At 45.0% G+C, this 22,797-nt stretch carries 23 protein-coding genes; 11 read left to right on the forward strand and 12 right to left on the reverse strand.

Going from position 1 to position 22,797, the window contains the following annotated elements:
* The first annotated feature begins 889 nt into the window (after positions 1-889).
* Positions 890-1,744, forward strand: coding sequence for a GNAT family N-acetyltransferase (locus BLP92_RS15640; RefSeq protein WP_090843898.1), 855 nt, complete (start codon positions 890-892; stop codon positions 1,742-1,744).
* Positions 1,745-1,749: 5 nt separating this feature from the next.
* Here the strand turns inward: BLP92_RS15640 and BLP92_RS15645 are convergent, their stop codons facing one another.
* The 3 genes from BLP92_RS15645 to desA form a co-directional block, all read right to left on the reverse strand.
* On the reverse strand, positions 1,750-2,349 hold the full coding sequence (locus BLP92_RS15645) for a response regulator transcription factor (protein WP_090843899.1): 600 nt from the start codon (positions 2,347-2,349) through the stop codon (positions 1,750-1,752).
* Positions 2,349-3,485, reverse strand: a complete 1,137-nt coding sequence (locus BLP92_RS15650) for a sensor histidine kinase (protein ID WP_090843900.1) — start codon at positions 3,483-3,485, stop codon at positions 2,349-2,351. Before BLP92_RS15650 ends, BLP92_RS15645 begins: the two co-directional genes overlap by 1 nt.
* A 95-nt stretch (positions 3,486-3,580) precedes the next feature.
* Complete coding sequence (desA, locus tag BLP92_RS15655) at positions 3,581-4,606, reverse strand: Delta(5) desaturase DesA (RefSeq protein ID WP_090843901.1); 1,026 nt, start codon at positions 4,604-4,606, stop codon at positions 3,581-3,583.
* Between the two features lie 368 nt (positions 4,607-4,974).
* On the opposite strand from desA, the gene BLP92_RS15660 reads away from it, so the two are divergent.
* Positions 4,975-5,736: an RsbR, positive regulator of sigma-B gene (locus tag BLP92_RS15660; protein ID WP_244516892.1), complete on the forward strand. Its 762-nt coding sequence runs from the start codon at positions 4,975-4,977 to the stop codon at positions 5,734-5,736.
* 58 nt (positions 5,737-5,794) lie between these two features.
* Here BLP92_RS15660 and BLP92_RS15665 read toward each other — a convergent pair whose 3' ends face one another.
* Together BLP92_RS15665 and BLP92_RS15670 are read right to left on the reverse strand one after the other, a co-directional pair.
* Entirely contained in the window at positions 5,795-6,493 is a 699-nt protein-coding gene (locus tag BLP92_RS15665; RefSeq protein ID WP_090843902.1) for a hypothetical protein, read from the reverse strand.
* 201 nt (positions 6,494-6,694) lie between these two features.
* Positions 6,695-7,624: a TRM11 family SAM-dependent methyltransferase gene (locus BLP92_RS15670; RefSeq protein ID WP_090843903.1), complete on the reverse strand. Its 930-nt coding sequence runs from the start codon at positions 7,622-7,624 to the stop codon at positions 6,695-6,697.
* A 399-nt stretch (positions 7,625-8,023) separates the two neighbouring features.
* Here BLP92_RS15670 and BLP92_RS15675 point away from each other — a divergent pair, with 399 nt between their 5' ends.
* Together BLP92_RS15675 and BLP92_RS15680 are read left to right on the forward strand one after the other, a co-directional pair.
* Positions 8,024-8,680: a YusW family protein gene (locus BLP92_RS15675; RefSeq protein ID WP_090843904.1), complete on the forward strand. Its 657-nt coding sequence runs from the start codon at positions 8,024-8,026 to the stop codon at positions 8,678-8,680.
* Positions 8,681-8,779: 99 nt separating this feature from the next.
* Positions 8,780-9,148 (forward strand): DUF8042 domain-containing protein, encoded by a 369-nt coding sequence (locus tag BLP92_RS15680; RefSeq protein ID WP_090843905.1) that lies wholly within the window; start codon positions 8,780-8,782, stop codon positions 9,146-9,148.
* Positions 9,149-9,195: 47 nt separating this feature from the next.
* On the opposite strand, the gene BLP92_RS18295 is transcribed toward BLP92_RS15680, so the two are convergent.
* Entirely contained in the window at positions 9,196-9,321 is a 126-nt protein-coding gene (locus tag BLP92_RS18295) for a hypothetical protein (RefSeq protein WP_280138105.1), read from the reverse strand.
* A gap of 129 nt (positions 9,322-9,450) precedes the next feature.
* On the opposite strand from BLP92_RS18295, the gene BLP92_RS15685 reads away from it, so the two are divergent.
* Positions 9,451-11,136 (forward strand): glycoside hydrolase family protein, encoded by a 1,686-nt coding sequence (locus tag BLP92_RS15685; protein ID WP_090843906.1) that lies wholly within the window; start codon positions 9,451-9,453, stop codon positions 11,134-11,136.
* Between the two features lie 38 nt (positions 11,137-11,174).
* The gene (locus tag BLP92_RS15690) at positions 11,175-12,188 is read left to right on the forward strand and encodes a Gfo/Idh/MocA family protein (protein WP_175444329.1); all 1,014 of its coding nucleotides are present in this window, start codon (positions 11,175-11,177) and stop codon (positions 12,186-12,188) included.
* A gap of 324 nt (positions 12,189-12,512) precedes the next feature.
* Here the strand turns inward: BLP92_RS15690 and BLP92_RS15695 are convergent, their stop codons facing one another.
* The 4 genes from BLP92_RS15695 to BLP92_RS18105 form a co-directional block, all read right to left on the reverse strand.
* Positions 12,513-14,633: an ATP-dependent Clp protease ATP-binding subunit gene (locus BLP92_RS15695; RefSeq protein WP_090843908.1), complete on the reverse strand. Its 2,121-nt coding sequence runs from the start codon at positions 14,631-14,633 to the stop codon at positions 12,513-12,515.
* A 176-nt stretch (positions 14,634-14,809) separates the two neighbouring features.
* Positions 14,810-15,013 carry a hypothetical protein gene (locus BLP92_RS15700; RefSeq protein WP_090843909.1) on the reverse strand — a complete coding sequence of 68 codons (204 nt, stop codon included), beginning with the start codon at positions 15,011-15,013 and terminating at the stop codon, positions 14,810-14,812.
* A gap of 297 nt (positions 15,014-15,310) precedes the next feature.
* The gene (locus BLP92_RS15705; RefSeq protein WP_090843910.1) at positions 15,311-15,514 is read right to left on the reverse strand and encodes a hypothetical protein; all 204 of its coding nucleotides are present in this window, start codon (positions 15,512-15,514) and stop codon (positions 15,311-15,313) included.
* Between the two features lie 131 nt (positions 15,515-15,645).
* Positions 15,646-15,981 (reverse strand): hypothetical protein, encoded by a 336-nt coding sequence (locus tag BLP92_RS18105; RefSeq protein ID WP_175444330.1) that lies wholly within the window; start codon positions 15,979-15,981, stop codon positions 15,646-15,648.
* Between the two features lie 413 nt (positions 15,982-16,394).
* On the opposite strand from BLP92_RS18105, the gene BLP92_RS15715 reads away from it, so the two are divergent.
* The gene (locus tag BLP92_RS15715; protein WP_210184578.1) at positions 16,395-17,831 is read left to right on the forward strand and encodes a DEAD/DEAH box helicase; all 1,437 of its coding nucleotides are present in this window, start codon (positions 16,395-16,397) and stop codon (positions 17,829-17,831) included.
* A gap of 65 nt (positions 17,832-17,896) precedes the next feature.
* Here BLP92_RS15715 and yyaC read toward each other — a convergent pair whose 3' ends face one another.
* A complete protein-coding gene (gene yyaC, locus BLP92_RS15720; protein ID WP_090843912.1) occupies positions 17,897-18,526 on the reverse strand; it encodes a spore protease YyaC in 630 nt (209 codons plus the stop codon).
* A 188-nt stretch (positions 18,527-18,714) separates the two neighbouring features.
* Between yyaC and BLP92_RS15725 the strand changes: the two genes are divergently transcribed.
* A complete protein-coding gene (locus BLP92_RS15725; protein ID WP_090843913.1) occupies positions 18,715-18,981 on the forward strand; it encodes a hypothetical protein in 267 nt (88 codons plus the stop codon).
* 240 nt (positions 18,982-19,221) lie between these two features.
* Complete coding sequence (locus BLP92_RS15730; protein WP_090843914.1) at positions 19,222-19,578, forward strand: DUF4870 domain-containing protein; 357 nt, start codon at positions 19,222-19,224, stop codon at positions 19,576-19,578.
* Positions 19,579-19,621: 43 nt separating this feature from the next.
* Here the strand turns inward: BLP92_RS15730 and BLP92_RS15735 are convergent, their stop codons facing one another.
* Positions 19,622-20,503, reverse strand: a complete 882-nt coding sequence (locus BLP92_RS15735; RefSeq protein ID WP_090843915.1) for a sulfurtransferase — start codon at positions 20,501-20,503, stop codon at positions 19,622-19,624.
* Between the two features lie 92 nt (positions 20,504-20,595).
* Here BLP92_RS15735 and BLP92_RS15740 point away from each other — a divergent pair, with 92 nt between their 5' ends.
* Together BLP92_RS15740 and BLP92_RS15745 are read left to right on the forward strand one after the other, a co-directional pair.
* Positions 20,596-20,823 (forward strand): hypothetical protein, encoded by a 228-nt coding sequence (locus BLP92_RS15740; RefSeq protein WP_090843916.1) that lies wholly within the window; start codon positions 20,596-20,598, stop codon positions 20,821-20,823.
* A gap of 355 nt (positions 20,824-21,178) precedes the next feature.
* Positions 21,179-22,777: a flagellar hook-associated protein 2 gene (locus BLP92_RS15745; RefSeq protein ID WP_175444331.1), complete on the forward strand. Its 1,599-nt coding sequence runs from the start codon at positions 21,179-21,181 to the stop codon at positions 22,775-22,777.
* The last annotated feature ends 20 nt before the right edge of the window (positions 22,778-22,797 follow it).

A 22,797-nucleotide genomic window follows, 5' to 3' on the forward strand; every position in this document is an offset into this window, starting at 1 on the left:
GTAAAATAAGCGGGCAAGCGAATAAATTAGCTTCTTTTCCTCTGTCATTTTCCATTATGGGAATGGTTTGAATGAAGGAGGTCATATGCTTTTACAGGGTTTGCCGTACCGAGCCGGCGCAGGCATAGCAAGGTGGAGTGCAGCATAGCATGGGTGGATTAAAGTATAGGAAGTTTTTATTAAAGTATGGGCGGATCGGAGTAAAGCATAGCCTGTTTTCATGTCATTATAGGCGGATCGGAGTAAAATAGCAGCCACGACAGTAAAATAAGCGGGCAAGCGAATAAATTAGCTTCTTTTCCTCTGTCATTTTCCATTATGGGAATGGTTTGAATGAAGGAGGTCATATGCTTTTACAGGGTTTGCCGTACCGAGCCGGCGCAGGCATAGCAAGGTGGAGTGCAGCATAGCATGGGTGGATTAAAGTATAGGAAGTTTTTATTAAAGTATGGGCGGATCGGAGTAAAGCATAGCCTGTTTTCATGTCATTATAGGCGGATCGGAGTAAAATAGCAGCCACGACAGTAAAATAAGCGGGCAAGCGAATAAATTAGCTTCTTTTCCTCTGTCATTTTCCATTATGGGAATGGTTTGAATGAAGGAGGTCATATGCTTTTACGGGGTTGCCGCACCGAGCCGACGCAGGCATAACAGGGTGGAGTGCAGCATAGCATGGGTGGATTAAAGTATAGAGGAATTGGGTTAAAGCATAGGAGGTTTGGAGTAAAATATAGAGGAGTTGAAGTAAATTAAAGGGAAGATCAGTAAAGTATAAGCAGATCTGAGTATATTAAGACGCCACCAAGTGAAGCGGCATCACTTTCCTTCCCCTCCCGAAACAAATATAATAATAAGCAACGATATTTTCGGGAAAAGAGGTGGACGCTCCATGGATAAATACATACGAAGATTAACAGAGGATGATTATTCCCTGTTTCAGGCAATGGATACGGGGATTGAAGATGATTATATTTCTCATTTTTTTCATCGTTTTATTCATTCGGGAGACAGGATTTACGGAATGTTCGTGGAGGAACAGCTTGCGGTAATGGCTGGATATTCTATATATGCAGAAAACTATGCGATGCTTGGCAGGCTGCGAAGTGACCGGCGGTTTCAGGGGAAATCCCTGGCGACGGAGTTAATGACCTATGTGAAACAAGAAGCGTTAAAAGAAGAAAAGGTGCACTGGGTGGGAGGAAATACGGAGGAGAAAAACATTCCGGCAAGAAGAGTGCTTGAAAAGGCAGGACTTGCGCCTCGGATTACGCAGTATGCAGCTGTTGCTGCGGAAGTGGGCATGCTCGAATCAGGCGCAGCACCCTGGCAGGAGATAACGTCCCCTGCGCGTAAACGGGAATGGCTGGAAAGCACTTATGTAAAAGAAGGAAGCCTTTTTCCCTATCAGTGCTATTATCCTTTTCCGGCAACCGCTGCTCTTTTTGAAGAAAAGGAGCTGGCGTCCTGGAAAATGTACGAAAATCCTGGAGGAACAAAATTTGTGCTGGCAAAGCATGACCAGAAGCGGACGCATTACCTGCACGTCGGCTATCCGTGGGAGGATTTCCAGGAGCCGGGACTTTGGGAAACCATCACGTCGGCGCAGAGGTCGCTGGAAAAAGAAATAGAAGAGGACACAAAAGTCTGGCTGGATCTGCCGAAAGATGCGGCATCCCACCTGCCTGCGCAGCATCCATTTAACCTGTCTTCCATCTGGGTGCTGCATGAGGCGGCTGCCGGATAAAACAATCAGCGGATCCAGCCGTTTTCCCTGCTTAAGGAAATTGCTTCGATGCGGTTACTTACCTCCAGTTTATCAAGAATTAATGACACGTAGTTTCTAACAGTACCGTTTGTAATGTGCAGGTCTGCAGCAATTTCTTTTGTCGTGCGGCCATCTGCGATGAGCTGCAGCACCTGGCCTTCCCGTTCTGTTAAGGGATTTGGATTATCATATACCATATCAATCAGTTCCGGAGCATAGGCTCTGCGCCCGTCCATAATCGTGCGGATAGAGTTGGCCAATTCTTCACTTGGGCTGTCTTTTAAGAGATAGCCCTTTACCTTGGCTTTCCGCGCTCGTTCAAAATAACCTGCGCGGGCAAAAGTAGTAAGAATAATTACTTTACACCGGTGGTCTGACAAATCCTCTGCCGCTTCCAGTCCGGTTTTGACCGGCATTTCAATATCCATAATGCAAACATCCGGATCCAGTTCTTTTACGAGTTCCACGGCTCTTTCTCCATTTTCCGCTTTTCCTACCACTTCCATATCTTCTTTTAAATCCAGCAGGGAGCCGAGGGCCCCGAGCAGCATCTGCTGATCCTCGGCAATGACAATGCGGATCATCAAGCTTCCTCCTCCTTTTTCATATGCTGCACCACCTGCGGTACGAACATCGTGATCTTTGTTCCCTTTTGCGAGTCCATGGTCAGGGTGCCGTTGACGAATTCCAGCCGTTCCTTCATGCCCTGTATGCCGCTTTCCTGCATCGTTACGTTCGGCTGGGAAATGCCGATGCCGTTGTCTTCGATCACGATGGAAATGGCGCGGGGGCTCTGGGTTATCGTAATATCACAGCGGGCTGCCTGGCTGTGCTTAACCACATTCGTTACCGCTTCCTTCATGCACATACTGAGTGCGTTCTCTACCAGGAGCGGTACATTGGTGAACTGCGGATTGCCGTGCACGTAAAGTTCTATCTGCGCGACTTTCAGTATTTCCTGGATGTGCAGCAGCTCTTCGCGGACTTTCATTCCTCTCATATCAGAAACCATTTCCCGGACTTCTTTCAGCGCGAGCCGTGCTGTCCGGTTTATATCCTTCATTTCATTCTGGGCTTCTCCAGGTTTTGCTTCCACCAGTTTTTCTGCGAGATCGCTTTTCAATCCGATTAATGAAAGCTTCTGCCCGAGGGTATCGTGCAGATCCCGCGCAATTCTCTGCCGTTCCTCCATAACCATCAGCTGGGAAATTTTCTCATTCGCATTTTCCAGCTGGTTCTCCAGCATCTCCTGTTTATTCCGGTTATAGATCGTAAAAGGAAGGAGGATTACTCCGACGAGGCTGATGACAACAAATGGCAGCTGCATGGTGAAAATTTCGCTCTGCATGTAAAATCCTAAGCCGGCAGAAGAGAGTGCGGTGATCAAATTAATTATATACAGCGTGACAAATCCGGCTTTATTTCGGATGTTTCCAATGAAAAAAGCAAGGAACAAGAAAAAGTATACATAACCAAAATACAGTGTCATGCCCGTGCTGATGACAAGTTCTATCCCTACAGCGACATAGACAGTCCAGCCCTCTTTAATGAACGAGATCCGGTATACTGCGAAAAATAAAACGATCATCAGGACGCCTGCGATTATTTCTGTAAACGTCGACAAACGTATTACAAAGTAAAAAGGAAGCAGACAAAAAATAAGCCAGGCATATAAACTTAATCCTGTGGTCTTTGGGACGATATGAAACCAGTTCTGCATGGCGGGCCTCCCTTCTTTCTCTCTTTTACAGTGTAACAAAAAGCCCTTTCCCGTGGTGGCAAAAGAGCTTTCTTTCTTCTATTATATTGTGAAATTTACGCTGGTACTTTCTGCGTTGGCTTCACTTTATAGTTCTTTTTGAATTCGCGGAAGCTGACGAACGTTTTGCTTGTTTCGTCATAAAGACGGAACTGAACAGCTTTTAAGCTGGAGCGAAGCGTAATCGTCGTAACTTTCTGCAATGGTTTTGTCTGCTCGTGTGTTTTTTCCAGATGATAATTCGGAACCTTCGGGCTTAAATGGTGTACATGGTGGTAACCAATGTTCCCAGTCAGCCACTGTACCACTTTCGGAAGCTGGTAGTAGGAACTGCCGTCTACAGCTGCTTTCACGAAGTCCCAGTCTTCTTCATTCTCAAAATAGGAATCTTCGAACTGATGCTGTACATAAAACAACCAGATGCCGAGAGAACCGGAAATCATAAGAATCGGAAGCTGAATGATTAGAAACGCCTGCAGGCCGATTGCCCAGATCAGGAGCGCATAAATTACAGCGATAGAAGCGGTAATCAAATGCGTGTTCCATCTTTCTTTGCTGCGTGCACCTTTTCGGTTCACGCGGTTGTCCCAGCCGAATAAAAGAATCGGGCCAAGACCGAACATGACGATCGGGTTACGGTACAAGCGGTATTTGAATCTTTCCCACTTGTCTGCATTTGCATATTCTTCTACTGTCATAATCCATACATCACCGGTGCCTCTTTTATCGAGGTTGCCGCTTGTTGCGTGGTGAATAGAGTGACTTCTTTTCCATTTATCGAAAGCGAAATGCGTAATAATTCCTGTTAACGTACCGACAACCCGGTTAGCTTTTGTATTCTTAAAGAAGGAACCGTGCGTACAGTCATGAAAAATAATGAACGTCCGTACGACAAAGCCTGCGGCAAGAATAAGAATCGGAATCGTCAGCCAGTATGATACTGCCAGGCTTTGGTAGGCAAGAAACCAAAGCAGGAAAAAAGGAACGAGAGAATTTACGAGCTGCCAGATACTCTGCTTCATATCTGAGTTTGCGAAAGGGGCTACACTTTTTCTTAGTTCTGCTTGTTGTTGTTTACTCATAGTATGCCTCCTGGTTTTATTTTATATAGTAGTGGGTTTGTTTAAGGTTATATTCTTATTGTACAGCTCCTGTTAGGACCAGGTAAGACATACATGTCAGCAATGTAATATGACAAGTGTCATGGATATATTTCCAGTGAAAAGGATAATGGGTTAAAACATGGAAAAGAAATAAGAGAGAACAGGAAGGGATCCGGTGAAAGTGGAGCTTACAAATGACATCTCTGCCTGTTAAAGAAGGGCCGTTGAGAGCTCTTTGTTAAGCGCGGCACAGAATAAAAAATACTTTATTCCGGGTGGCACAAACAGGTGCGTAAAACAGCCTGTATGATATAATAAATTATATTGTACAGAAATGAGGGCTTGCAGTGGACGCTGTTGGAAGAATGCCGAAAGATATTTCCCTGATACATGCGCTGAACAGTATTGGAGAAAACGTAATTGTAGCTGATCTCGATTATACAATTACCTGGATGAACGTCAATGCAGTAAAACTTTTTAAACAAATTGCTCCTCTTTACGATATAGAGCAAGTATCAGATATGATTGGAATGAACATGAACCGGTTTCACCGGAATCCTGCCCATCAGGAATATATCATGAAAAACCTGGATGAGGTGCATAAAACAAGAATCGTTATTCGCGACACGCTGGTAACGGATATTATTATTACTCCTATTAAAGGCAGCGATGGTATCGCAGAAGGTTATGTGATTATGCTGCAGGATGTAACAACGCGTGCGGAGGAAGAACGACGCAATGAAAAACTGATCGCCGAACTTTCTGTGCCGATCCTTCATATATGGGATAATACGATAGCACTTCCTCTTGTCGGATCTTTTACAGAGGATCGCGGAAAAGCGCTTGTATCCAAAGTACTGGAAGAATGCACGGAGAAAAATACAGAATATGTACTGCTCGCATTAAATGGGCTGGATGAATACGATGATGCACTCCAATACAGCATACGTTATTTGTATGACTGCCTGAAGCTTGTCGGTACAGAATGTATTATTGTAGGTATCACTCCAAAGCTTGCAATGACATTTGGGGAAGTGGATAAAAACATTTCCACGTTCAGTACGGCCCATCAGGGTCTCCATTACATTATCAGTCAATCTGCTAAATAATTTCCCAATAAAAAGGAATCCTGCACCTTCCCGCAGGATTCCTTTTTATTGTTTCATGTTATTTCGTCTGCAAAGCCTGGATCTCTTCGGCCAGCCGGTAAATCTGATGCAGTGTTTCCTGCTGGCTCCGACTATGCTGGACTGTAATTGAAGCAGCTTCTTTTGCAGCGTGTAATTGCAGTGTTAAAGAAGCCAGCTGTTCATTTAATAAAGAAGCTGCAGAAACTTCTTCTCTTATCTGCGAAGCAGGGGCCGGTTCGTGGAGGCAAGCAGCGGTTTCTTTCATCTGCTGCAGCTGATAAGAAGCGATGGAAGTTTTATTATTCGTTTTATCTGCGGCAACTGCTGTGTCGCTGCATCCGCTCAGCAGCTTCTCTGCCTGCGCAGAGATACGGATGACGGCCTGCAGAAGTGCAGTGTGCTTGCAGCTGCCATCCAGTGCAGCGTCAGGGAGAACGCCCATGGTGAGACAGCCGAGTGTTTTTCCATTTTCCTGCAGCGGAATGCCGGTGACCACATAGGAGGTCCCGTAAGCTTCTTCTTCTACGTATTGTGTCACTTTTCTTCCTTCCTGCAGGACGGTTTCATTAACACCGCCTTTTCGGAAGGGCGTACCAGGCTGGATGCCAAGATCCAGATGTGTCCCTGGGAGATACGAAAGAAACTTTGTCTGATCTGCAAGTGCGACAAAACAGTCGTCAGATTGAAGCTCCTGTATAAATGGGAGAGCGTCAGCTGCTTTCTGTAAAAGCTGCAAGGGAACTTCCTCCTTTATTTTTGTTTAAATTGAGGTAACAAGCCGCCAATGTGCAAAAAGCCAATGGAATGAAAAAAGAGCAGGCCGGACGCCGTTCAGCTGTTTCAGCTGAACGAACGCCGGCCTGCTCCATGTCTCCTGCCGTGTAATTAACTTGTCTTCTATAGTACGGGGATCTACTTGAAAAAGCAAGTCTGCTCATTATTCACAAACAAGAATCTCCCGGGAAAACATCTTATTTTTGCCTGCAGTACCCCGATCGATAATAGCAAATCCTGCTTTCTTTAATAGATGATCCAGCGGTTCAATCGTAATAATAACCAATCGTTGTGTGAAATTTCGTGCAGACTGCAGCATTTCCAGTTTCGTTTCCTCTGGTAAAACAGAACATAGGTTGTAAGGCATATCAATCACTGCTGCATCGTAGCTTTTTTCTATCATCCGCATGTCTTGTAACGCCGTATCCGGCGCGAAACCGAAGTGGGACAAATTTTTTCGGAGCCCGTACATTACTTTGGGATTCACGTCACTTCCATCCATTTGGATCCCCATCGATCTCGCTTCGATTACTACTGTTCCAATACCGCAGCACGGATCAATTGCATAAATGCCCGAGGGATTTGGAACGGCAATATTTGCGGCACTCCTTGCCACTCTTACCGGCAGCGCAGTGGAGTAAGAGTGCGGCTTCTGCTCCTGCTTTTTCCACGCGGAAGAACCGCAGGTCAATGGACCGAATACCCAGCTGTTTTGCGCGGGGAAAATTGCAAAAAGATGCGCCGGATCCGCCAGGTTTATTTTCCCATCGAGCATACCGGCAGCAGCAATTTCCCTTTGTTTTCGATCTTCAAATGAGGTAGGAAGGGCATGATTCTTCACGAATTGTACTTTGAAAGAAGCTGTCAGCGGAGGGTGGGCGCGGAGCTTTTCCAACAGAGCTTCCCATGTAGCACTTTCATATAGAACCTCAATTTTTTCTTTCAAAAAAGGGGAGCGGCCGGGGTCCAGGCTGATGCTGCTCCTTAACGAACCGCCGCTGCCTTCCTCTACGAAAAACGCTCTTAATTCAAGCGCGCACAAACTCTCTTCCTCCGCACGCGCATTATACGTGTAAATAAAAGTATTATTCATTCATTTCATCCTTTTTCTATAGCTATCATGAAAATGAAAATTTACTAAAAAAGAAGTAGTAATACTGCTTCACTTTTGGAGAGGCTTACCCAAGGGCTTGTTTTCGACTAAGTTCTCTCACAGGGCACGGCTTCCATCGATCCACAGACAGCATGGCAGAGACCGCCTCTGCTCTCACTTTAGCGCTGAGCAGAAGAAAAAGCAAAGCGTTTAAAACTCGGTAGCTTTAAAAGACCATAGTCCCGGGGCAGGCTTGTACTGAAAGAGGAGAAACCTGGTACATTCGAAAATCGTGAATAAATGCTTCTGAGAAGAATTATACAATCCCCTCATGTTTAAGATCTTAGTAAGTGGGAAATTATTTTTTTAAGGAATAATTTTTCGAAAGGATGACTGTAAATGAAAAAGACACTACTCTCTACAGCAACTGCGGCATTTGCATTAACCCTTGCTGCCTGCGGAACGAACGATAATGATGGAACTGATAATACTGCAAATACAAACACTAATACAGGAAACAATGGAGCAGATAACGCAGCAGTTGAAAATAATGAGGCAGAGAATAATCTGGACGATACGCCGGACAATAACGGTGCAGATACAGAGGAGACCAACAACGGCAACACGAATGAAATAGATGAAGTAGAAAACAACATGAATGAAAACGCAGGAGAAAATGACGCAGGCACAGATGATAATTCTGACGAGCGTGCTGCAACAGACGGAGAATGGTATGAAGCATTAGGATTTAATGAGTTTCAGCTTGATGCAGAATACGAAGATGGAGAATATGAGGTAGAGTACGAATATAACGATGGCAATCCGGAAGGCGAGATTGAAGACACCCGTGGCGGTGAAGATATCGAACTGGAAGGCGAAGAAGCCCTGCAGGAATTGGAAGAACCTTTAACAGAGCTTGATCTTACGGAGGACAGCTCCGAAGAGGAAATGATGGAGCAGGTAATTGCTGCATTTGATCTGGAAGAAGATTATGACGAACTTGAAGTTGAAATTGAATTTATGGATGACAGTGATCTGGAATCAGAAAACGAATAATCAGATAGAATCAGCCGTAATCTGCGGCTGATTTTTTCATAACAGTCCAGGGAATTATCCGGTATAGTGAGAAAAAGAGAGGTTTTAAGGGGTGAGGAAATGGAGAAGTTGTTACCTGTCATGCAGCAGGGACTGGAGCTTGCAGTAACAGTGGAAGAAGCGGTAAAGCACGTAGAACGGCTGCTGAAAGAAAAGCATTTGGAAGAACCGCTTTATCTGGTAGAAGATATTATTTCCGCTTTTGCATCGATACAGCGGTCTTTTGAACCTGTGAAGAAAGAGTGCGACATGGAGATGGTCCATCTTACAGCGGCCCAGGTACATCAGGCGCTGCAGAAAACTGTATACTCCTTTGAGTCTGGCAGCAGAGGAAAAGTGGAGGAAACAGTCGAGAACGAACTGAAGCCTGGAATTGAGGAATGGAGAAAGGCGATGGAAGAAACTTTGCGCAGATATGTGACGCAGTAGAAATATTGTATGTAACGAAAAAAAGACGCTTCACTGCGTCAATTTTCTTAATCGTCGTATTTATCAATTTCCGTTTGTTCTTCGACAGGATAAACAGTCTGCTGCAGTTCGTTGCAGCCGCTAAGTGCAAGGACTGCAAAAAGGCTGGTAATCAGGGGAATAAGTTTTTTCATGGGAGTGCCTCCTTCAAAGTGCGTGTCTTCTCCTAATTCCACGTGGAAAAACTTGTGAAACTTACAATTCTTAAAATAAGCATTCATGAAAGAAACTGAGTCTTTTATCATGGAACAGGAGGGTGCGGTATGCAGAAACTTATGGAAGCAGTAAGGGCGGGACTGAATCACAATTCGGTAGAGATTCCACAGACAGATTATTCGCGTACATATTTCGACAAAGAGGAACAGGCGACTGTTTTTCTTTCTTTTTCAGAAAACGGTGCAAGAGCACGGGTGCTGCAGGGAAGAGGAGGCAGCCTCGAAGCAGCAGTGCAAGATGCAGTAAAAAAAGGAGAGGGCGTTACGGCAGATGCGGTAAAGCTGGACATTCTGACCGGGATACAGCCGGTAAATAAAGATACAAGCTGGATCAATATAAATAGACATGCACTTACTTATAAGCGCAGGGAAGACGGGCTCATGTTCGGTGACAGAATCAGTCCGCTTATGTTTCTGCCGGAAGAAGTGGAAGCTTACGGGATGATCCGTGGCGGGAAGCTGCAGCAGGAGCATATTTTCCGTGCCTTTGATAAACATCAGCTGCTTACGGAAGATCGTCTTTCCAAAGAAATCATTACTGAAGAATGGCACGACGTTTATAAATTCCGCACGCATTCTTTTTACATAGATGACGACGGTTACCGGGAGCTTTTCCGGGGACACCGTGTGTTCAATGAACTTCAGGCCGGAGATTTAAAAGAAGCTGTGAAGCTTTCGAGGGACAATTATTTTACGCAGGCAGTAAATGCCCAGGGGAAGTTCGTGTATTCCTTTCAGCCGCAGGATAACCAGGTTCCGAAAGGCTACAACATTCTCCGTCATGCAGGAACAGCCTATTCCATGCTTGAAATACAGGAATTTTTTCCGGAAGAACAGCTGCAGCGCACGATTGAAAAAACGATCCGTTACCTGCTGAAGAAAGTGAAGCGGATAGAAGTGAACGGTACCGATGCGCAGGTTATCGTGGAAAACGATAATATTAAGCTCGGCGGCAACGGTCTGGGAATTATTGCGCTCGCGCAGTATACGAAGGTGACAGGAGACAGACAGTATATTCCTCTTATGCGGGATATGGCGAAATGGATGCTCACGATTCAAGATGAGACGGGAAAGTTTTCCGTGCACAAACAGATTTACTCCTCCAAGGAACATACGGATTTTGTTTCTCATTATTATTCAGGAGAAGCAATTCTTTCGCTTGTACGTCTTTATCAGGTAGATCCGGATGAAGCATGGCTCGACGCGGCAGAAGGAGAAGCAAATTATTTAATTCATCGCCGGGACAGCAAGGAGACGAAAAAAACAATTACACACGATCACTGGCTTCTTTACGCCTTAAATGAACTGCATCAGGAACGGCCGAAAGAAGATTACGCCGCGCATTCTTATTTTATTGCAGAAGCTATTATGGACACCCAGCGGCTGGATCAGCATGAAGTCGACAGAGAATGGGTGGGGTCCTATGAAATGAAAGGCATTCCCCGTTCGACACCGACTGCCTGCCGCACGGAAGGATTGGGCGCTGTCTACCGGCTGGCGCAGCGCCAGGAGAAAAAAGACATGGCAGAGAGATGCAGACATGCGATGGCAGAGGCTGTGAAATTCCAGCTGCAGATGCAGTTTCAGCCGGAAAGTGTATTATATCTGGACCATAAAAAACTGTGCCTCGGTGCACTGCATGAAAGCTTAACAAGCTATGAAATCCGTAATGATTACACGCAGCACAACATTTCCAGTTTTTTATCACTTTATAAGATTCTGCTCGAAAAATAAATTTTTGCGCGCTACTTTATATAAAGCAGGTGAGGATGATGAAGAAAAAAGTGAGGCTCGCACTGCTGGGCGGCTGGCATGTGCATACGGAAGGATTTATTGAAAAACTGGACGCTTTTTCCAAGGATAAAGTGGAATGGAAAGCAGTCTGGGATCACGATCAGGCAAGGGGAGAGAGGTTTGCAGAAAAACTCCAGGTTCCTTTTGTTCCAAAACTGGAAGACATCCTGGAAGATACATCGGTGGATGCAGTAATGATAGAAGCAGAAACGAACCTTCACCACGAATTAATTACGATGGCAGCGCGTGCAGGCAAACATATATTTACAGATAAACTTCTCGCACCGACGATGGAAGAAGCGGAAGATATTCGCTGGACAGTGAGGAAGGAAGGGGTTAAATTCGTGATCTCCCACGAGTCCCTTACTATCCGCGCGTATCAGTATGCAAAGGAAGAAGTGGAGAAGGGGAACCTCGGCGAACTTGTATCCATCTACTTCCGCCGGTCCCACGGCCTTGCGAAAACGGATGTTCTTCCTGCCAGCTGGTACGAACCCGAAACTGCGGGAGGCGGAGCGCTGATGGATCTCGGTGTACATGGGCTGTCTCTACTTGCCTATATCGGCAGTGCACCGGAAACTATCAGTGCTGTTACAAGGTACATCTCTGGAAAGCAAGTGGAAGACAGTGCCAGCATCCAGGTCACATTCCAAGATAAGCAGACGATAGGACAGGCGCATACGAATTTAGTAACAGCACCGCTTGATAATCTGTTGGAAATCACGGGCACTGAAGGCAGCCTGCTGATCTATGGGGAAAAGGAGCCGCTCATCTATCAATCTTCCGGGCAGGACAAACCGTCCCGGGTAGATGTGCAAGAGACAGGCGAGGTCCCTGTAAATAAGTTCATTGATTTGGTGCTGGGAGAAGAAAATCAAACCGAGCTGACAGGGAGCGGACTGGAACTGGACACTGCAGTGACCATTGTGCAAATGGCAGAAGGAGCCTATAAGAGTGTGAAGCAGCAAGGGAAGCCGGTTGTATTAAAATAGAGGCTGGAGGCAGACTCTATGCTTGCGCAGCCGGGACAGTGCGGGGGATTTGAAAAAATGAATTCCACCGCTGGAAAAATGAATTCCTTCAAAATTCCCTTCTTAAAAATGAGTAACCCCCACTTACGCGTGAGTAAATGGTCTGCGCGAGAGTTAACCCCGAAGAAAAATGAGTAAACCTCTATTACGTATGAGAAAATGGTCTCTAAAAAAGAGTAAAAGCCATTTTTTTCCCGCACGGCCCGTCTGTGCCGCAGTTTCACTCTGTGAAATAAATATATAAAGCCGCACGCCTGAAATCGGCGTGCGGCTTTAGAAAACAGCTTAAGACCGCTGTTTTAATTGAATTTCCTCTTTTTCCACAACTACTTCCACTTCACCGAGCACTTCCTGATCCAGGATCAGCTCGGTAATTTTATCTTCCAGTTCATGCTGAATCGCGCGGCGGAGCGGCCGTGCTCCGAACTCTTTATGGTAGCCGAGTTCTGCAATCTTTTCTTTTGCTTCTTCAGAAATATGAATCGTAATTTCCTGCTCCGTCAGTGTTTCCTGAAGTTCTTCAAGCATGAGATCCACAATTTTCACAAGATGTGTTTTGTCGAGGTGGTTGAATTCAATAATCGCATCAAATCGGTTAAGAAATTCCGGCTTAAAATAGCTCGACAGATTTTCAAGCATGGATTCTTCCTTTAATGACTCGCTCTCGCTGAATCCGATGGAGCGTTGTTTTGCAGCACCGCTGCCAGCGTTGCTTGTCATAATAATCACTGTATCTTTAAAGCTTACAGTGCGTCCCTGGCTGTCTGTTAAGCGGCCGTCCTCCATAATCTGCAGGAACATATGCTGCACATCAGGATGTGCTTTTTCAATTTCATCGAGCAGAATAATGGAGTATGGGTTCCGGCGCACTTTTTCGGTCAGCTGGCCGGCTTCTTCATGCCCGACATACCCTGGAGGGGAACCGATCAGCTTGGATACCGCGTGCTTTTCCATATATTCACTCATGTCGAGCCGGTGCATCGCCTCGCTCGAGCCGAACATTTCTTTTGCCAGTGTTTTACTAAGCTCTGTTTTTCCGACACCGGTAGGCCCGACAAACAGGAAGGAACCAATCGGACGGTGCTTTGGCTTCAGCCCGGCGCGGGAGCGGCGGACCGCTTTTGCTACCTTCTGCACCGCTTCTTCCTGGCCGATTACACTGCCGGAAATATGCTCTGCGAGACGCTTCATTTTCGAAGCTTCGTTGTCCTGCAGCTTGCCGACAGGGATTCCCGTCATTTTCTCGACAATTTTTTGGATATTCTCTGCTTCAATCGTTTTCTTTTCTGCAGAGTGTTCCTGCTCCAGTTTTTTCTCCAGCGCTTCTTCTTCGTCACGAAGCTTTGCAGCTGTTTCATAATCTTCTTTTTGGAGCACTTCTTCTTTCTGTTTTGCGATACGCGCAAGTCTTTCTTCTACTTCTTTATGGGAAGTATCTCCGGACTCCAGGTTCATTTTTGCCCCTGCTTCATCCATCAGGTCGATTGCTTTATCCGGAAGAAAACGATCCTGGATGTAACGGTGGGAAAGTGTAACGCAGGCCTGCAGCGCTTCTTCACTGTAAGTTACTTCATGATAATCTTCATACTTACTCTGCAGTCCTTTTAAAATTTCCATTGCTTCTTCCAAGGCAGGTTCATTGACCATTACCGGCTGAAAACGGCGCTCCAGCGCACCATCTTTTTCAATATTACGGTATTCTTTCAGCGTGGTCGCACCGATGACCTGCAGCTCTCCTCTTGCAAGCGCCGGTTTAAGAATGTTTCCGGCATCCATGGAACCTTCTGTTTTTCCTGCGCCTACAATCTGATGGATTTCATCAATAAACAGCAGCACATTTTTGCGTTCTTTCAATTCCGCAGTAAGCTGTTTTAATTTTTCTTCAAATTGTCCCCGCACCCCAGTATTTGCTACGAGAGATGCTACATCAAGAAGATAGATTTCTTTATTCAGCAGTTTTGAAGGAACGTCTCCTTTACTGATTTTTAAAGCGAGTCCTTCTGCGATTGCAGTTTTTCCCACGCCGGGTTCCCCGATCAGCACCGGGTTATTTTTAGTGCGGCGGTTTAAAATTTCTGTAACTCTTTTCACTTCCTGATCGCGTCCGATCACAGGATCAATTAACCCGGCGTTTGCAGCGTTAGAAAGGTTGCTGGCAAGTTCATCAAGCAGGCTTTGACTTTTCTGAGACTGGCCGGGCTGTGCAGCTTCACTGTCTGAAGATCCGCCGAATTGGTTCATCATATTTTCTTTAAAGACACCAGCTGGATTTCCTGCATGATTTTTTGCAGCAGACTGGAGCTCTTCAAAACAGCTCTTACAAAGTTTTACGTGCTGCGCTTGTTGATTATATTGTAAACGTACATTGATCGATGCTTCTCTAATATTACAATTTTGACATTTCATATAAAATAACCTCCTAAGGAAATAAAGTTAGAAAGCGGATATTTGACTATCTTTGACTATAGTATAGTTTGACCTTTACTGACTTTCAAGAATTATGCTCACAGGTTTAATGTATACGGCTGCAATTAAAAAAAGATGTCTCCGCCTCCGTGGCAGAAAACATCTTTTTTAAGCAGTTACGTGTTGTTACTTTCGTTACTCGTACCTTCTTCATTTCCGGTGTCATGTTCCATTTCGTTTCCGGTATCAGTACTGTTGATTCCGTTGTTTTCATTGAATCCATTTTCCGGAGCGTTGTTATTATCTGTTCCGCCGCAGCCTGCGAGCAGTGCTCCCGCAAGAAAAGTTGCTGCAGCAGTTAATTGAAGTGATTTTTTCATTTTGGTATTCCTCCTATTATCCTTCGTTTATCTTCTCATTCACGGTTACAAAAAAATTGAAACATATTTTCCAGGATTCATATAATTTCACACACGAAAACCAATGTTACCATGATGCTTCAGACGAAAAAGTATGAAGCATAGAGGAATTTCTATTACTGCTTCACTCCCGGCAAAGTCTTTCTCGAAGGTATGCTCTCTATTAATTTAATCAAAGCGGTGCACGGCTTCCATCAATCTGCAGGAGCAAACATAAACAAGGAATTCTCTTTCGAAAGAGAATTCCCAGAAACCAGCTTACATATTGTTCTCGTTCTCTCCGACAGGTTCACCATTATCATCCAGCATCGTATTGCCGTCTGCATCGTTATCAATCAATTGTTCTTCTTCATTCACTTCATTGTTATCATCAATACCTTCATTTGCATTATTACCGCAGCCGGCAAGAATACCAGCAGATAACAAAGTGAATACTGCAGAAATTTGTAAAGACTTTTTCATTTATAATTTCCTCCTTCAAAAATACTCTTCTTATAAAAAGACTATTACACGATTCTTGCTTTTTAAAACGTTGTTTTCCAGGAGAAATAATATAAAAAGGCTCCCGGAAGTCCGGGAGCCCGCTTTAAAAATTAAAGGTCGTCGTCATCGTCGTCATCGTTCATCATGCCATCATCATCGTCTTCGTCATCGTTCATCATGCCATCATCATCGTCGTCGTCATCGTCATTCATCATTGCGTCATCATCATCATCGTCGTCGTTCATCATAGCATCGTCATCGTCGTCATCGTCATTCATCATTGCGTCATCATCATCGTCATCGTCGTTCATCATTGCGTCATCGTCATCATCGTCATCGTCATCGTTCATCATACCGTTATCTTCAGTATTGTTTACTGTGTTATCCGTTCCGGTATTCGTATTATTTACATCGTTATCTGCATCGTTACCGCAGCCTGCAAGCACCCCTGCTGCGAGTAGTCCTGAGATTGCTGAAATTTGTAATGATTTTTTCATTGTAATAATTCCTCCTTAATAATTGCTTTCATGTCTCTACTCCCTCTCATTACACTTAGCCGTAATGTTAAAACATTCTACACGACTTTTTGACACTTTTTCATATTGTGCACCTATTTCATAATGGATGCATAACAAATGTCTACATATTAATAGCAAAATTAAACGACGAAAGATTATCTTTTGAAAGAATTAAAATAAGAAAAAATGTGTATTTACAAAAGCAGCTAATTCCTCCATAAACCAATTTGTAATAAACTATTAATTAGGAAAATAGAAAACACTCCCCTTAAAGCGCTTGTTCGTAGTATGATAAAGAGATACTAATGAACCGGAGTACGGTTGGAAAATGAGGGAAATAAATAATGAAGAACGGATTTACGCAGTTTGGATTAAGTGAAGAAATCGTGGAGGCGCTTGACGGTTTGAAATATAAAGAACCTACAGAAGTGCAGGAACGTGTGATTCCTGAAGCGATGCAGCGAAAAGATGTAGTGGTGAAGGCACAGACAGGAAGCGGAAAAACTGCTGCATTTGCAGCTCCGATATGTGAACAGATAGTATGGGAAGAAAATAAGCCGCAGGCATTAATTTTAACCCCGACAAGGGAGCTTGCGATGCAGGTAAGGGAAGAAATTCAAAATATCGGCCGTTTTAAAAGAATTAAAGCCTCCCTGCTTGTAGGGCAGCAGCCTGCAGCGCCGCAGCGGGTGGAGCTGAAGCAGAAGGTACATGTAGTAGTCGGAACGCCAGGGCGGGTCCTTGATCATTTGAAAAAAGGAACGCTTGCGCTGGATAAGGTGAAGCATCTGGTACTGGATGAAGCAGATGAAATGCTGAACATGGGATTTATTGATCAGGTGGAGGAAATTATCGGAGAAGTTCCGGAAGCACGGACGACTTCTTTATTTTCTGCAACGCTTCCGAGAAAGGTAAGAGACCTTGCTGACTTTTATATGCGTTCTCCTGAAACAATTGAAGTAAAAACAGCTGCACAGAAGCCGGACATTTCTTTCCGCTGGATTCAGGCAGATGAGGAAGAGAAGTTTAAAGTATTAACACAGCTTTTAGCCGTGGAACGACCGGAATCGGCAATTCTTTTCTGTGCGAGAAAAGAAACAGTGGACGATGTGGAACGCCGGTTAACGGATGAAGGGATTTCTGCAGCAAAGATTCACGGGGGACTGGAACAGAAAGACAGAACGCGTGTGATGCAGGAATTTAAGCGGGGGACTGTGCGATATCTCGTAGCGACTGATGTAGCAGCACGAGGGATCGATGTTTCCGAGATGCCGCTCGTCGTCAATTACGATGTACCGGAAGAAGCAGATAAGTTTGTACACCGTACCGGAAGAACGGCGCGGGCAGGAAAAAGCGGGGAGGCTATTACGATAGCTGCACCGAGAGAAAAAAGATTTGTGGCGGAAATTGAACGCTATACAAATGAAACTGTAAACTGGGAAGAAGCACCGCTTGTTACGACAGCAGATCAGCGTGCTTTTGATCAATTAATGGAAACAGTGCCGCAGATGAAAAAAAATAAAAGTGCGCCGCTCGAAAAAAATATTACCAAGCTGTATTTCAATGGCGGCAAGAAAAAGAAGTTAAGAGCTGTGGATTTTGTAGGAACCATTACGAATATTCCTGAGGTAACAGCGGATGATATCGGTGTTATTTCTATCGAACAGCTGGCAACCTATGTGGATATTCTCAATGGAAAAGGATCGGTAGTTCTGCAGGAAATGCAGGAGCGAACGGTCAAAGGCAAGCGGTTAAAAGTAAGGGAAGCAAGAAATTAAAGCATCAGTGGAAAGAACCTCTGCTCTTATTTGAGAGAGGTTCTTTTTTTATAAGGTCGGGATTTTCAGCCGGAATCAGCTTCTTTTTTCATCTGCTGAAAAGCAACTACATTTGTTCCTTCCTGAATAAGCGCTTCTTGTTCCCGGTGGATTTTCCAATCAACAAATTTCAAGCTGCCTGCAAGAAGCTTTGCAATATTCATCACCGTATAAAGGCGGGTACTCTGCAGTACTGAGAGTTCCATAAAACCGGACACGTTAACAATGCCGGTTAAATAAATATCTCCTACAGGCGGCAGATCTCTTCCGAGTGCTGATCCTGGAAGCAGCGGTCCATCTCCAAGGACGATGGTTCCTACATTCTGATAACTTCCGAGACAGGCATCGACCGCAATAACGAACGGGTCCTGGTGGTCTTCCTGGACCGTTTGTAAAACTTCCTGCAGATTTTTTGCATGCACAGGGGCTTCGAGTGTGCCGTACACATGAAAATGGGAGAGGCGGCGCTCTTTTAGGAAAGTGCCGGTCAGCGGGCCAAGTGAATCACCGGTGGACCGGTCCGTGCCGATACAAATAAGTACAAGAGGCCGTGAATCAGCCGGTATTTTACTTCGAAGCTGCTCAGACAGTTGTCGCATCGTATGAGGAGCATCCCAGAGAAAGCGAGTCTGCTCCACATAAAGTTTTTCCCTCATACATAAAACCCTCCGTTCGTTATAAAGAATAATTGTATGTTCATTATAACGTACACAACTTATAAATCAAGACCTTTACTGAAAAATATATTTTTGTATTTTTAAAAAAAGAGCAGGTGGTATAGTATAATAGTTTCAGCGGTATTCCGCCGCACGGGAGACACTCCCGTAGAAAGGAGGAAGTTAGAATGGACGTAGGCAGAATGTCAATGGCCACGAGTCAGGTCCAAACCCAGCAGCAGGCATCTGAACTGATGCAGCAGCATCAGCTGGTGGAGGAAGCAACTCAGCCGGAAGGACGTGCCGCAGCTGTAGGCACAGCTTCCGAGTTGAACAATCAGCAGCAGAAACACCAGCATGAGCAGCAGGAACAGCAGATCATGCAGCAGCTGATTGATCAGCAGCAAAGGTCGGTACAGCCGTATTTAGGCGGTATCGTTGATGTACGCGTATAGTGCATCATGCGGAAAAGTCGTTCTCTATAGAGAATGGCTTTTTTGTATGCAGAAGCAGGACAGATTACAGGATAGACTGTATATTCCTTATTTGTTCCTCTCAAGAGTAATATGCATAAATTCATTATATTTTAAAATTCTTAATTTTCAAAATAATATACTTAATTTTCTGCACAATTATGTTATATTAGTGGTATAATGCTGTGCTTTGAGTGAATATCAAATATGGAGGGATGCACGATGCAGGAAAAAGGCTCGCCCCCTGTCAGCAGTTCCGGATTGAACCAGAATACAGCAGCTACGTTAAGTTATGTGCTCGGATTCATTACAGGACTCATTTTTTTATTTTTGGAAAAAGATAATAAGTTTATTCGCTATCATGCCATGCAGTCAATAGTCATATCCCTCGCTTTTCTGCTTATCAACACGATACTCAGCTTTATTCCGATCATCGGCTGGATTCTCGCACCGCTGTTTGCACCGGTTGCACTTATCATCTGGATTCTTTGCATGGTGAAAGCTTACCAGGGCCACTGGTATGAATTTCCTGTCGCAGGGAAATTCGCCAGGGAACAGGTGGAGAAAATGCCGTCTTAAACATATTGCAAAAAGGAGCAGCCTCTTGGGACTGCTCCTTTACTTATTCTGAAGAAGTAGACAGCGGGTTTTCCTTATCGCTCATCCATTCATTCAGGGAACCATCATACACTGCCGCTTCTTTTCCCAGAGAGGCAAGCGCAAGTGCATTCCAGGTAGCTGCCACGCCGCCCCCGCAGTACGTAATTACTTTTTTCTCCGGGTCAAGCGCGCCGGTGGAGGTGAAAATTGCCCTTAAAGTGTCTTCGTGCGGAAGAGAGCCGGAAGGCGTACTTAAATCCCCGAAAAACACATGCTCACTGCCGGGAATATGTCCTTTTCTCGGATAGTTGTTTGTCTCCCCGCGAAAATCTTCACTGGATAGGCAGTTCATAATAATTGTTTTTTCATCGTACATAGAATCTTTAATATCATTGATAGTAGCGTAAAGTTCCGGCCGGTATCTGCCGATAAAAGAACCAGCGGCCGTTAACGGGATTTCCTCTGTTAATGGTTTTGCTTCCTGTTTCCACTTGGGCAGGCCGCCGCCGAGAACAAATACTTTATTATGGCCGGAAAGTCGAAACTGCCACCATAACCGCGATGCCCAGTCTGAAGAAGTGAAGGTGGCGCCGACTACCGGACCGCGGTCATAAATCACCACGGTAGTGTCATCGTCGATTCCGAGTCCCCTTGCTTCATGGACAAAGGACTCGTGCGGGAGAGCGGTAAGCGGCTGCGCGGCATCTACATCGGAAAACTGTGTAAGCAGGTTCGCGAAAACAGCGTTTGGCAGATGTGCCAGCTGATAAGCTTCCTCGCCGGGAGTAATACGAAGGCCTTCATCTGTCTGTTCCATAAATACAGTCGCATCAATAATACGAAGGTTGTCATCATCTTTATGCTCAAAAAGCCAATCTGTCGTTACGAGTGGATGTACGTCCATTAATATCACGCTCCTTTTTCCTTTTTAGTATACCGATAGATCCGTTTCGATACGAATAATATGCTGATGCTCAATTAAACAGGAGGATGCTTATGAATGCGAATGAATTGTTTCTTCAGGAACAGCTGGAGTGGACGAAAAAAAGAATGGCGCTTTATGATGCTATAGAAAATAAACTGAGAGAAATGCGGGAAATAGCGGAAGAAGCTGCGGACAACCGTGCGACTGATGCAGACCGGTTGCATCTGCAGCAGCAAATAGAAGAAAAACAGACGGAACTGGAAGAGCTCCAGTCGGAACTGGAAACAATCGTTCATTAAGACAAGTTGAGGAAGGAAGTCCCGCAAAAAATAATTCACCTTTCCGCCGCATGGAGAAATAATTAAATTTCCTTAAACAAATCGGTGCACCTGCCGATATTACACTTAGCGCATATAATGACTATATTTATCAGCAGAAGGTCCGACTGGATCAATTTCTACATGGAAATTCTAAAGTGCTGCAGAAAATAACGAAATTGAAGAAGATAAGCAAAAACAGAAAAAAGAAGCCTCGTGCCGATTTTTTCTGTTTTTTATTTTTTTCAGCATATTTTCAGGTGTTCTATATCTAACAAAGATGAATTACATAATGAAAGCATAACAGTAAATTCGAAGGGATGATTGGATGGATGGCATGAACAGGATGACGGGGTTTGCCTCCGGAATGGATATAAACCAGATGGTATCAGATTTAATGCGAGCGGAGCGGCAACCGCTGGAACCTATGCAGCAGAATTCTATGGAGCTGCAGCTGAAAATTGATGAATACAGGCAGATGAATTTAAAATTTTCGGAGTTTCGCAACAACACGTTTGACGGTATTTTACGCTCCTCTAACATGCGGTCAAGAGAAACTGTCAGTTCCAATGAAGCTGCTGTGACTGCACGGGCTTCCGCAAGTACGCCAGAGGGAAGCTACACCATATCCGATGCTTCTCTCGCCAGGGCGGAAATGCACGTATCTGAAGCGGCGGGAGAAAACGGGTCTTTTGTAAATGACCTAGCTGCATTTGACCGCAGTGAAAGTTTTCTCCAGCAGGCAGAACTTTTACATGGCGTAGAAGAAGGCCAGACCGAAGCTGCGTTTGCTATTGCAGTATTTGATGAAAATGGTGCTGCAGTGCCGCAGGAATTTACTGTGGATGAAAGCAGCAGTCTCGATGATATTCTCAATGATGTGAATCAGTCTGCATTAGGTGTACAGGCTTTTTATGATGAATTCTCCGGAAGGATTTCTCTGCAGAGAGCAGAAACGGGCGTTTTTAATGAGACTGGGAATGAAATTCAGTTTGGGGAAATAGATGCAGACGGGGAGTTTATAGAAGCTGAACCAGGAGAGCAGCATTTCTTTTCCACGGCCTTTGGGCTGGAAAACAATACGCCGATGCAGGAAGCAGCAAATGCGGCCTTTACGATGAATGGGCTCAGTGAAATGGAAAGACGCAGCAATTCTTTTGAAATAAACGGGTTAAATGTAACTTTGAATCAGCCCTTCACTGAACAAGTATCGATCGGTGTATCTTCAGATGACGAAAAAATATTTGATACAGTAATGGGATTTGTTGAAGATTATAATGAGCTCGTAAGTGCAATGCAGGAAAAAACAGGGGAAGAATATTTCCGGGATTATGCACCTCTAACAGATGAGCAGCGGAGAGAATTATCAGACACAGAGGTGGAAATGTGGGAGGAAAAGTCAAACAGCGGCCTGCTGCGGAGAGACAGTATTATTTCGGGTGCGGTCAGCTCCATGAGATCCCAGTTTTATGAACCGGTGAATACAGCGGATGGTGATCAGGCTTTCACACAGATTACAGAAATAGGCATAACTACTTCCACCGATTTCCGCCAGGGCGGGATACTGGAAGTGAATGAGGAGCAGCTGCGCGCCTCTATCGCGGAAGATCCGGATGCGGTATTTAACTTATTTGCCGCAGATGGAGAAACACAGGAAGAGCGCGGAATAGCGAGAAGGCTCCGTGCTACGCTCGACGACAGCATCCAGCAGATCGGACAGCGTGCCGGACGCACGGAAATGTCCGGGAATCAGACATTTACTCTCGGCAGGGAGCTCGAACAGCAGTCAGATCAAATTTCGAATTTTGAGCGACGGATGCAGCAGGTCGAACAGCGTTACTGGAGCCAGTTCAATGCTATGGAACAGGCAATGGCCCGTGCGAACGCACAGGCCGAACAGCTGATGTCGCAGATGGGCGGCAAGCAGGGAATGTAGGCAGGTTCCATACTGGCAAT

This window comes from Alkalicoccus daliensis (assembly GCF_900103955.1).
Classification (GTDB): domain Bacteria; phylum Bacillota; class Bacilli; order Bacillales; family Salisediminibacteriaceae; genus Alkalicoccus; species Alkalicoccus daliensis.